At 51.5% G+C, this 13,202-nt stretch carries 5 protein-coding genes; 4 read left to right on the plus strand and 1 reads right to left on the minus strand.

Annotated features, from left to right (window positions below):
• The 3 genes from ACTJJS_RS16085 to ACTJJS_RS16095 all read left to right on the plus strand — a co-directional run.
• A partial coding sequence (locus ACTJJS_RS16085; RefSeq protein WP_440664456.1) for a gliding motility-associated C-terminal domain-containing protein occupies positions 1-7,392 on the plus strand: 7,392 nt, incomplete at its 5' end.
• Between the two features lie 108 nt (positions 7,393-7,500).
• Positions 7,501-8,508: a PorP/SprF family type IX secretion system membrane protein gene (locus tag ACTJJS_RS16090; RefSeq protein ID WP_168870662.1), complete on the plus strand. Its 1,008-nt coding sequence runs from the start codon at positions 7,501-7,503 to the stop codon at positions 8,506-8,508.
• 60 nt (positions 8,509-8,568) lie between these two features.
• Positions 8,569-10,626 (plus strand): OmpA family protein, encoded by a 2,058-nt coding sequence (locus ACTJJS_RS16095; RefSeq protein ID WP_440664457.1) that lies wholly within the window; start codon positions 8,569-8,571, stop codon positions 10,624-10,626.
• Positions 10,627-10,758: 132 nt separating this feature from the next.
• Here the strand turns inward: ACTJJS_RS16095 and ACTJJS_RS16100 are convergent, their stop codons facing one another.
• Positions 10,759-11,274, minus strand: a complete 516-nt coding sequence (locus tag ACTJJS_RS16100; RefSeq protein ID WP_168870660.1) for a hypothetical protein — start codon at positions 11,272-11,274, stop codon at positions 10,759-10,761.
• 432 nt (positions 11,275-11,706) lie between these two features.
• Here ACTJJS_RS16100 and ACTJJS_RS16105 point away from each other — a divergent pair, with 432 nt between their 5' ends.
• Complete coding sequence (locus tag ACTJJS_RS16105; RefSeq protein WP_440664458.1) at positions 11,707-13,122, plus strand: MATE family efflux transporter; 1,416 nt, start codon at positions 11,707-11,709, stop codon at positions 13,120-13,122.
• The last annotated feature ends 80 nt before the right edge of the window (positions 13,123-13,202 follow it).

Consider the following 13,202-nt stretch of genomic DNA (forward strand, 5'->3'; position numbering starts at 1 on the left):
ACCGGCCAACAGGCAACGCTCACCGCTTCACCTGTTCCGGGCGCGGTAATTAACTGGTACGCTGATTCTACGACTACCACCATCGCCGGTACTGGTACCAGCTTCGTGGTGGGTCCGTTTAATAATCCGGGCACTTACAGCTATTTCGCTGCCGTAAGCGTTCCAGGCGCCTGCTCTTCTGCACGGGTACGTGTAGACGTAGTAGTGACCGGTCCGGTTATTCCTTCTCCGGATTGTAATGTGCCAACCAGCCAGGTTTCCGGCACCACCCTTGGTTGTATCCTCTGCTCTGTGCAGAATCCGACCAATGACATCGACAGCTCTAAAACAAACTTCACTACCCTGAGTATGCCGGTAGGTTTACTCGGCGGCTCTGTGTTCCAACAGCTCATCTTCCCGAACCCGGGAGCCGCAGGCGACAGCATCCGCCTGACCATGGCAGCTCCGGGCGGCCTGGCAGATGTAAGCCTGTTTGGCGGTATCGTGATCACTCAATACAATGGCTCTACTGCTGTGAAAGCAGATACACTGGCCAACCTGCTGACCCTGCGTCTGCTGAGCGGCCAGCAGTTCAACGCCACCGTAGGTGCTACCGGTACTTATGACCGCGTGGAAGTAAGACTCACCGGCACGCTCAATCTGCTCAATGCTATTGATATCTATGGCGCACGCGTGCTCTATCCGAACCCAACTATCAGTGGTACTGGAGATACTGTATGTGTGAACCAGAAAGCAACCCTGTCAGTAACACCTGCTGCCGGCACTACTGTACGCTGGTATGCTGATTCTACCAGCACCACCGTATTGAGCAGCCAGAATACTTATACTACCGATACCCTGAGGACCCCAGGTAAGGTTACTTATTATGTACAGGTGGTGGGCGCCAACAATTGCGCTAATCCTGACCGTATACCCGTAACCGTTACCGTGTCTCCTGCTCCTGTTGTACCAGGCACCGATCAGACCCTGAACCTCTGCCCAGGTACCAGTGCAGCACTGGCGGTATCCAATCCGAACAGCCAGCTTACTTACAACTGGTACAATGTGGCCACTGGCGGGACCAAACTGAATACCGACAGCGGATATGTATTTAATGTACCGAATATCACCAAAGACACTACCTTCTATGTAGAAGCGATGAGCGCCTGCGGTACTGTTTCTCCAAGACAGGCATTCCACATCGTGATCTCTGCTTCGCTGAGCGCACCGGTGGTAACGCCTAACCCTGATTCTGTCAACATCGGTACACAAGCCGTTCTGAAAGCCAGCTCCAATGCCGCTAACGTGACATTCACCTGGTATGGCAGCCAGGCCGGCAATGACAGCCTGTTCACCGGTCCGACTTACGCACCGCCTACTCAGAACACGCCAGGCACCGTGACTTATTGGGTGAAAGCATCCATCAGCGGTTCCTGCTCTTCTATCCGCGTGCCGGTAGTAGTGGTATACGGACAGTTTACTACACCAACACAAGTGCCTTGCGAAGGCGCCACTACCCAGACTATTGGTGGCAGCGGTCTCCTCGTGCTGGGCAACGTATACAACCCGCAGCTGGCAGTGGACAATGATGCCAGCACCTACTCTTCTCTCGTGATCAACCTCGGCGTACTGAATGCAGAGGTATGGGAAAAAGCAGGCTTCAACGGCCTCTCCGCTCCTGGTGATACTGTAAGGGTACTGCTCTCCGACCCAAGTGTGGTATTGTCTGCTTCACTGCTGGGCGGTGTTCAGCTGACCACTTATAATGGCAATGCTCCGCAGGATTCTGTGACAGTCAGCGATCCGCTGGTGAAACTCAGCCTGTTGAGCAATGGTACACAGGCTATCGCCGAATTTGTACCGGCCCATCCGTTTGACGCGGTACAGGTGAAACTGAAATCCGGCCTCGTAGGCGCCCTGACAGAAATAGGCTTCAACTATGCACAGCGTGCATTGGCCAAACCTGCTGTACAGGCCTCTCAGGTGGCTGTTTGTTCCGGTAACACGGCAACACTCAACGTACAGAACCCGGCAGCAGGCGTTACTTACCGCTGGTATACTTCCAACGGTACTTACCTGACCGGTAAAGATGGTACTTCCCTGACTACCGGTGCGCTGACATCAGACACCAGCTTCTTTGTGGAAGCTTACCGCAATGGTTGCGCAAGCACAGCAAGAACACAGGTCGCTGTGAAAGTGGCTGCTGCTCCGGTTGCGCCGACCGTACAGTCCAATGATGTGAAAGTTTGTCCGGGTTCAGATGCGGTACTGGCTATCGCCACCCCGCTGGCCGGCTACACCTACAACTGGTACAATGTAGCTAACGGCGGTACCAAACTGAACACCGACAGCGGATTTACCTATAAAGTTGTCAATGTAACAGCACCTGCTACCTACTATGTAGAAGCGGTGAATGACAGCTGTAACACTATCTCTGCCACCAGAACGGCTGTTAACGTGAGCACAGCAGCATCACTGCCTGATCCGACCGTAACACCGAACCCTGACACCGTGGTAGTCAACCAGCAACCGGTATTTACTGCATCTGCTTCTACCGCTAATGCACAATTCTACTGGTTCGCTACCCAGACCAGCACAGACACCCTGTTTAAAGGTGCGCAGTATGCCGCACCGGCATCCGCTACCATCGGTACCGTTACCTATTGGGTAGTAGCTGCCGTACCTGGCGCCGGCTCCTGTACTTCTGCAAGAGTACCGGTAACCGCTGTCACCATCAGCGACAGGCAGGACCCTGTGCCATGCGAAGGTGCAAGCTCCTTCACTATCGGCGGCTCCGGCCTCCTGGTGCTGGGCAATGTGTACAACCCGCAACTGGCCGTTGACCAAAGCGCCAATACTTACTCTTCCCTCGTTATAGACCTTGGCGTACTGAATGCTTCCGTTTGGGAAAGAGCTTACTTCAATGGTGTCTCCACTCCGGGCGATACTGTAAAAGTGATGGTCACCAACCCAAGCCAGGTGCTTTCTGCCGCCGTACTGGCCAGCCTGCAGCTGACAGCCTACAATGGTAATACGGCAGTAGACTCCGTACTGGTGTCTAACCCGCTCGTCAATCTCAACCTGCTCAGTGGCGGCAGAAGCGCACTGCTGTCCTTCGTACCAACCCAGCCGTTCACTGGTGTGGAAGTGAAACTGAAATCAGGTATTGTGGGCGCCCTCACAGAATTAGGCTTCAACTACGCACAACGTGCTATCGTGCAGCCAACTGTACAGGTGACCAACGCCAATATCTGTAAAGGTCAGCAGGCGACGATCAACGTGGTGAACCCTGTGGCCGGTGTAACTTATGGCTGGTACGACAGTCACGGTAACCACCTGCTCGACAGCATTGCCTACGTGACACCGCCAACCCTCGATTCCGGTACTTACACTTATACTGTAAGAGCTATGCGGAACAACTGTAGCGGCGCGGCTTCCCTGCCTGCAACAGTAACCGTGTACGGTACGCCGGCTACTCCGGTTGCCACCAAAGACAGTGTGACCACCTGTTTGAATACCCCGGTTACCTTCAGCGTAAATGCAGTGCCCGGCGTAAACTTCAACTGGTACGATGCTGCTACCGGCGGTGCTAAACTGGCCTCCAACACCAACACGTATACCACTCCGTCCAACCTCGGCGTAGGTACCTATAAATTCTATGTAGAAGCAGTAAACGGCAACAACTGTACAAATGCCGCCGGTACACGCGCAGTCATCACCCTCACGGTGACCACCGCATCTACCGCAGCTGATATCAATGTAACAGATCAAACCATCTGCGCAGGTGATACCGCTGTACTGACACCGACATCCACTACAGTGGTGAACCCGGTATTCAAATGGTATGCTAATCCGGATAAGACCGGCCCGATCACACAAGGTGTTAGCGCAACCGGTGTGCTGTCTGTCTCCGGCCTCGCACCAGGTACTTACACCTACTACGTAAGCGTAAGCAGCGCAGGCAACTGTGAAAACGCTGCCGGCGACCTGAAAGCAGCACATGTGACCGTTAACAAACGCTCCACTGCGGCAGATATCATCCTCAATGATACTACAGCATGTGCGAAGACAACGGTGACACTGACAGCTGCCACCACCACTGTGACTAACCCTGTATTCAAATGGTACCAGGACGCTAATCTGCAAACACTGCTGTTCACAGGTCCGTCTTACACCACAGGGCTGATCACAGCAAGTACTACCTACTATGTGACCGTAGAAGGAAGCAACAGCTGCGCTAACGCAGCAGGTACTGCCAAAGCGGTGAATGTAAACATCACCAGCCTGCAGACACCAACTGTGACCGCTTCCAACACTAATATCTGTGCAGGTGACTCCGTAGTCCTCTCCGTACAGAACCCGGTGAATACCCTTACTTACCGCTGGTACAATGTGGCCACCGGAGGTACTGCCCTCTTCACCGGACCGGTATATATCGTGAGAAACCTCACCGTGTCCACTGACTTCTATGTGGAAGCAAGTGCAGGTAGCTGTACCGATACTACCCGTGTTAAAATATCCATCGGCGTAGGTACTGCACCAACACCGGTACTGGTATCCGACAATGTGACCACCTGTACGAACACACCGGCCATATTGATGATCCTCAACCCGGACAATGCACTTACCTATAACTGGTACACCACACCAACAGGCGGCACGCCAGTCTTCACCGGACAGGTGTTCACCACACCACCGCTGACGACTACCACACAATACTATGTGGAAGCGGTAGGAGATCCGACCAGGTGTGGCGCCGCTTCCCCACGTGCTACTGCAACAGTAACAGTAGTTACTGCTCCGCCTGCACCTGTGGTAACACCGGCTGCTGTTAATACCTGCTCCGGTTCCAGTGTGACACTGACCGTGCAGAACCCGCAGCCGGGTGTGAACTACCAGTGGAATGATGCGGCTGGCAACCTGGTATTCACCGGCACCAGCTACACCTTCACTGCCGATAGCACCACCACTTATTATGTAAGAGGAATCGTTGGCGGCACCTGTCCAAGGTCCTGCGGCGGCTGCCCTGGTCCAAGGACTGCCATCACCGTAACGGTTAACGCAGCACCGGCTACTCCGACTGTTGCAGCCACTTCGCTCAACGTTTGCGCAGGCGGCACAGTAACACTCAGCATCCAGAACCCTGTTGCAGGTACCACTTACAACTGGTATGATGCTGCTACCGGCGGCACGCTGCTAGGAACCGGCAACACTTATACTACTAACCCGCTGAGCGTAACGACCGACTTCTATGCTGAAGCCAGCAACGGTAACTGTACCAGCGTGGTAAGAGCGAAAGTGACCGTAAGTGTGGGCACTGCACCAACACCAGTACTCGAATCCAATGCACTGACCATCTGCACAGGATCTACTGCAACACTGCGTGTGATCTCACCTGTGAACAATATCACGTATAACTGGTACACCGTACCAACAGGTGGTACGCCAGTCTTCACCGGACCGGTTTACACTACCCTGCCGCTCACCGCCTCCACCGACTTCTATGTGGAAGCTGTAGGAGATCCGGCGCTGTGTGGTAATCCTTCCGCAAGAGTAAAAGCTACTGTAACGGTAACTTCAGCTCCTGCTGCTCCGGATGTAACAGCTACCAGTCTCAGGACCTGCGCAGGTACCGGTGTGACAGTATCTGTGAAGAATGCCCAGCCAGGATTTATTTATCAATGGTATGACGCACCAGTAGGCGGTACCCTGCTCTTTACCGGTGAGGTATACAACATACCGGCCGTAAACAACACTACTACCTACTATGTACAGGCCAATATCGGCACCGGCTGCTCCAGCGCCACCAGAACTGCGGTTGTGGTGAACGTAGACCCTGCACCGGCAATGCCGACTGTAGCGTCCAACAACCTGACCATCTGTATCGGTGGCAACGCCACCTTCAGCATCCAGGCACCAGACCCTGCGCTTACTTATAACTGGTACGATGCTCCGGCTAACGGAACACTGCTGGCCACCGGTCCAAGCTTTACTACCGGTGCGCTGAACAGTACCACTACCTTCTATGTGGTGGCGAAGAATAATAATGGCTGCGCAAGCTCAAGCGTGAGTGTGACAGCCACCGTGATCACCACTATCGACGCTCCGCTGGCAGATCCGATAACAACATGCGCTGGTCAGACCGTGACGCTGGCCGTGAAGAACAGTGTGGCAGGCGTCATCTACAAATGGTATACACAGGCTACCGGCGGTACGCCAGTATTCACCGGTGCTAACTACACCATCACACCGGGCGGTAACGCGACTTACTACCTCGAAGCTGCTACCAGCGGCGGTTGTGTAAGCGCCAGCAGAACAGCAGTGAATGTCACCGTCAATGCAGCTCCGACAGTACCGGTGGTGGCTAATGCAACACTTCAGACTTGTCAGGGCCAGACCGTGACACTGAGTGTGCAGAACCCTGATGCAACGCTCACTTATAAATGGTATACCACCGCAACCGGCGGAACGGCGATATCAACCGGCAGCAGCTTTACAACACCACCGGTTACCGCTAACGCGATGTACTATGTGGAAGCAGTGAATGCTACCGGCTGTCCAAGTGCAACACGCACCGCTGTAAGCGTTCAGTTGATCAGCGCTCCGGCCGCTCCGACAGTGACCGGCAACGAAAACGGTATCTGCCCGGGTAAATCAGCCACGCTGACAGCCGGTTCAACAACGGCGGGTGTCACCTTCAACTGGTACACCGCACCTACCGGCGGCACACCAGTATTTACCGGTCCGGTGTTCACTACACCTGCGCTGAATACGACCACGACCTACTACGTGGAAGCTGCAAGCCCGTCTGGTGGTTGTGTAGGCATAGGCGCAAGAACAGCGGTGATCGTTAGCATGCTGCAACCGCTCGCTGCACCGCATGTGTCCTTCAGCAACATCACTGCTACCAGCGTCACCTTCACCTGGAACGCTGTTCCAGGAGCGGTACGCTACGAAGTGACCCTCGACGGTGGTGCAACCTTCAGCGCTCCAAGCACAGGCCCAAGCGGTACTTCACATACCGTGAACAATCTGCAGCCTAACCAGACCCTGAACTTCGGTGTACGGGCCATCGGCGCCAGCGATTGTGAAACCAGCGGACTGGGTACGCTGACTTGTACAACATCCAACCCGCAAGGCAACAACATCTTCATACCAAACCTCTTCAGCCCGAACGGCGATGGCGTAAATGATGTGTTGTATGTGTACGGAACAGCGATCGCGCAACTCGAATTCAGAGTGTACAACCAATGGGGTCAGTTGGTATTCACCTCCAAAGACCAACGTCAGGGATGGGATGGTACCATGAGCGGACAGAAACAACCGGTAGGGGTATATGTATACATCGTGAGAGCGACCATGCAGGATGGACAGGTGATTACGAAGAAAGGTAACGTCACCCTCATGAGATAATGACAGGAACAGAAACCCGTAGATTAATCAAATAAAGAACTAGCCGGGGTGCATGCCAGGCACCGGTTTGCACCCCCGGCCAATTTTGAACAAGTAAAAAATGTTCCTATGAAAAGGATCTTAATTGTTGCAGTACTTTTGTGGAGCAGTTTGTTGCCCTGGCAGTCTTTTGCCCAGGTAGACCCTCATTTTTCCCAGTATTATGCCTATCCGCTTTGGTTGAACCCGGCGCTGACAGGCGTAATTGACGGAGATTACAGGGTGTCAGGAAATTACCGTAACCAATGGGCGAACTATGGAAAACCCTTCTCTACCGCCGGTGTTTCCGTAGATGCTGCCACTGACAAGAATATTGGAGTAGGCCTCAATGTTCTCAATATGTCTGCCGGTGATGCCGGATATAATTACTTCAACGCCATGGCCAATGTATCCTATACCGGCGTACGGTTTGGTCAGACTAAAACCAGCCAGATCGTATTCGGTATTCAGGCCGGTATTATCAACCGCCGGGTAGATCCGGCCAAGTTCCAGACTGGTAGTCAATATAAGCCTACCATCGGCTTCGATCCCAGCATTGCCAATGGTGAAAATGTGACAACCACTTCCTCCACTGTTTTTGATGCCGGCGCCGGCGCCATGTTCTTCGATGGTAATCCTAATCATATGCTCAATCCCTTCGTTGGGTTTGCAGCAGCACACCTCACCGGCCCGAAAGATCCTTTTGCCAGCTCAGGGGAAGAAAAGAAGCTGCCGGTACGTTACCTCGTACATGGCGGTACCAAAATAAAACTCAATGAAACGGTAAGCCTCACCCCTACAGGCCTTTATATGCGTCAGGGCAACGCCGAAGAAGTAGTGGCGGGTATGTATGCTCAACTGCTGGTAAACCCCGATTTCGATTTCCTGGTGGGCGGCAACTACCGTTTTAATGATGCCGTCATTCCTTTTGCCGGCTTCCATTTCAAAGGATTTGTCCTTGGCCTCAGCTATGACGCCAATACATCGAATATGCGTCGCCTTGTCAACGGCAGCCAGAGCTTTGAAATTTCCCTTTCCTTTATCAGCAGGAAAAGAAGGGTGCTGAATGAAGAATACTTCATCTGCCCGAGATTATAAGGATAACGTCACATAAGTGGATATAACAGAAGTGGATACATTATTTAAATTAGAACCTTCATGAAAAAAATTACACTTCTTGTACTGGTAATTTTTGCAGGACTGATTAATTCGATACAGGCGCAATACGTAGTTGATTTCAAGCATACGGCAGACGTATATTACAACGCCAAGGACTATTATTCGGCAGCACAGTATTATAATAAAGCCCTGGGCACCTTTAAGGTGAAACCGGAACAGATATTGCCATATGCCATCGCCAACGCAGCTCCTCCCAGCGGTAAGTTTAAAGACTATCAACAGGTGGTGTCCCGGCTGGCGGAATCCTACCGGCTTTACCATGATTTCGGGAACGCTGAAACCTGGTATTCCCAGGTGGTGGGATTCAACAACCCCCAATATATACAAGCCAAATACTGGTATGGCGTATGCCTGAGAGCTAACGGAAAGTATGAAGAGGCGCTTAAACAGTTCAATGAATTTAAATCCAGTTATACCGGCGCAGATGAGTTGTCTACCCGCGTGCCGCTGGAAATCGCCAACTGTGAATTTGCTTTGAGCGAAGCCAGCAAACAACCCCGCTATACCATTGCCAAACTGTCCGGTAATGTGAACGAAGGCGGCGCCAACTACGCGCCGGTGGTAATGGGCCCCAATACCCTGATGTTTACTTCTTCCCGTGCGGAAACGCCGTCACTGCCTGCTAAACAGCCTGCTGAAAAGAAGAAGGACAAAAAAGGCACACCCTACATAAACGACCTCTATACGGCCAGTGGCACCGGCAGCGATTTTAGCAGCAGCCAGAAGCTGAATATACCGGCGGCCAAAGGATATGATCAGGGCGTATCTTCTATCTCCCCGGACGGTAACTCGATGTACATGACCCGCTGGTCAGTCAAAGACGGCGTGAAACAGGCTGCCATCTACCTAAGTACAAAACAAAACGGTAGCTGGACAGAGCCGCAAAAGATGGGCAGCAATATCAATATGGACGGTTATAACTCCATGCAGCCTTATATCACGGCTGATGGCAGGTACCTGCTGTTTGCCTCCAACAGGCCCGGTGGTATGGGTAAATACGATATCTGGTATTGTGTGATGAACAGCAATGCTCCTGGCAACGCCCGCAACATGGGGACTACTATCAACACGAAAGATGAAGAACAGGCGCCATTTTATGATGCCGAGAAAAATGTGCTCGTGTTCAGTTCAGACGGCCGCGTAGGCCTCGGCGGACTGGATTTCTTCCAGAGCGAGGGCGATTTTGGTTCCTGGTCTACTCCCGTGAATATGGGCAAACCCCTGAATTCTCCTAAAGATGATATCTATTATACTGCAATGGACAATGCGCATCCTTTTGCAGAGGGATTTATCAGCTCTGACCGAGAGTCCGTTTGTTGCCTGGAAGTGTTTAGCATCAAAAGGGTCCGGAAAATGGCGAGTGGCCTGATCGTGGACTGTGATACCCGCCAGCCTTTGGCCGGAGCGACCATCACGCTGCTGGACACAGTAAGACAGAAAACACTGAGCAAAATAACACTTGACGCTACCGGCCGCTACTCCTTTGAAGTAGATCCGCAGCGTTATTATAAAATCATTGCTGAGAAAGAGAACTATTTCACCAAGAGCCTTTACTTTAAATCAGATGAACTTACCAGGGTAGATTCTCTCGACAATCCAACCCTCTGCCTCAAACACTATGAAGTAGAGAAACCAATTGTCCTGAACAACATCTACTATGATTTTGGTAAAGCGACGCTGCGCCCTGAATCCAAAATAGTACTGGATACCGTTGTGGACATGTTAAACGATAACCCCAAACTGATGATTGAAATGTCTGCACATACAGACAGTGTAGGATCTGATAAATTTAACCTGAAACTGTCCCAGGCCCGTGCACAGTCTTGCGTGGATTACCTGATCAGCAGAGGCGTTTCTTCTCAAAGGCTGATCGCAAAAGGATACGGCAAGTCCCGTCCTATTGCCCCCAATTCACTGCCTAACCATAAAGACAATCCGGAAGGCCGTCAGAAAAACAGGCGTACAGAATTTAAAGTGTTGCGCAAACAAATGCCTGTGCTGACAAATAATACCAGCGAAAATCAGTCGTCACAATAGAACAAAAGTAAGCGGGACCTGTCCCGGATTACTTTTCCATATCCTAATAAAAAACAGGAGAATAGCCGGCGTAATGCCGGCTATTTCTTTTCATCACACTATACCGGAACAGTTTTAAGTGGTATAAAGCGTTTAGTTGGATTTGCCGAAATTGCCAATCGCAATCGTATCTGTGGAGAAACGGCTGTGTTTTACCTTGAGATGGCCTGCATAGGCAATAGCGTCATTATATTTGAAAGGTATTTCTTTGGTAGCGCCGCCGGCCTGCCGTAAGCTGATCTTTTTTACGTTTTTAAACAGTTCCACTGTCAGCGCGGCGCCGTTGCCTTTTGCATCGAGGGCTTGCAGTGTATCAGTTGTAGGAGCGGTGTAGCTACCGCCAATGAAATATACCTGATGGGTGGTGTCTTTCTTGTTTTTTCCCAGGGATAAAGTTACGTTGATGGAGCTGTCGCTATTTTCGAGAACAGTAATGAAACCTGTTTCCCGGGCTGCATCAGTGCCGGTGCCACGTAGCTTGAAAGTGGTGCTGCGCGGTGCAGGTGGAGCAGGAGGACCGTCATCCTTGTTGCAGGCGGTGAAAGCGATGCCCAGTACAGTAGCAGCTACGACTCCCGCTTTGAGAGCGTGTTGGTGAAACTTAAACATAATGTTTGTTTTACAAAAGGTTAATTGGTTAAGTTGACTTAGGTTTCCTGTTGTTATTGGTTTCCTTAAAAGGCTTAGCGCGCTGCCTACTGGGATGTTAAACGAAGGACAGTAGTAAATGTTACAACCATTTTACAAAAATAGTCGGACAGGTATTGCCTGTAATGTGTCAGCTGGTTGTCTGTATTGATTTTAACGGAATATAATTTATGGAAGCCTGCCAGGTAGGCGTTGCAACAACGGTTTTCGTGCCTTTACGGAATTTGCACTTTTCAAAAAAACGGCTACTTTTGTTTTACATCGTACTGGTGTAAAAATGATAGCATATGAAAGACTAATTTAAACGTGGACCTTCCACGTTTGCCCTTCCCTCCTGAATGCTTAATGGTGGCTGCTTGCAGACACTGAGTTTACATTTTTAACATATTGGACATGCCTTTCTTTAAACAGGCACGGCTACGTGTGGTTCATTTTTTTGAACTGTTTCGTATCGCTGTTGCCGGAACAGAAAAAGAGTTTACGACCGGGAGTATCAACCGGGCTATATTTTTACTGGCTATTCCCATGGTGCTGGAGATGGCCATGGAATCGTTGTTTGCGGTGGTGGACATTTTCTTTGTCAGCCATCTGGGTGTGAATGCCATTACCACGGTTGGTTTAACGGAATCTGTATTAACGCTGGTATACACTTTTGCCATGGGGTTAAGTATGGCTGCTACGGCTGTGGTAGCGCGGCGTACCGGTGAAAAGAACCATGAGGAAGCGGCCCATGCCGCGATGCAGGCGCTGTATGTGGCACTGGTGCTCTCGGTGATCATCAGCGTTATCGGATTTCTTTTTTCCCGAGATATTTTATTACTGATGGGAGCTTCGGCAGAAGTGGCTGACTACGGTACTGGTTATACGAAAATATTGCTGGCCGGCAACCTGGTGATTGTATTATTATTCCTGATCAACGGTATTTTCCGGGGCGCCGGTGATGCAGCATTGGCCATGCGTTCGCTGTGGCTGGCCAACGGGTTGAATATTATACTCTGTCCGCTGCTGATCAACGGTTGGGGACCGGTGCCGGCCATGGGGCTGCAAGGGGCTGCCCTGGCTACTTTCATTGGCCGTGGTACCGGTGTCTGTTACCAGGTGTATCATCTGGTAAGAGGAAAAGACCTGATCCGTATTACCAGGCAGCAGCTGTCGCCTGCCTGGAACACGATCGTATCTGTCCTGAAGCTCGCTGCAGGCAGCACTGCGCAGATGTTGATCGCTTCTGCCAGCTGGATTTTCCTGGTGAGGATTATATCTTATTTCGGAAAAGACGCGGTGGCAGGCTATACGATCGCCATCCGGGTGGTGATTTTTACGATTTTGCCGGCATGGGGCATGGCTAACGCAGCGGCGGCCCTGGTAGGGCAGAATTTGGGCGCACAACAGCCGGACAGGGCGGAAAAGTCGGTGTGGCGCGCGGCTTTCCTGAATATGGTCTTTCTTGGGGTGGTGGGCCTTGTTTTCCTGACAGGTGCTCCGGCGATCATTAAATTATTCACTCCCGAGGCCGATGTGGTCGGCTATGGTGTACAATGTTTACGCCTGATGAGCCTTGGCTATGTGTTTTATGCTTACGGGATGGTAATTACCCAGTCGTTTAACGGTGCCGGCGACACCCGTACGCCTACCCTGATCAATCTGGTGGCGCTTTGGATGTTCCAGGTGCCGCTGGCCTATTCCTTGTCGATATGGCTCAATTGGGGCCCTCAGGGCGTTTTCTGGGCTATTGCGATTGCGGAGTCCATGATGGCTGTAGCAGGGGTACTGTTATTCCGCCGCGGTACGTGGAAACAGGTAAAGATTTAACCTTTTTTCCTTTCTCCGGAAGATGTTACCTTTGCCTGGTTTTGTATTAAATTTTAAACTAATAAACTTCAGGAAAGTAA

The sequence above is a fragment of the Chitinophaga sp. 22308 genome (genome assembly GCF_052045305.1).
Taxonomy (GTDB): Bacteria; Bacteroidota; Bacteroidia; order Chitinophagales; family Chitinophagaceae; genus Chitinophaga; species Chitinophaga varians_A.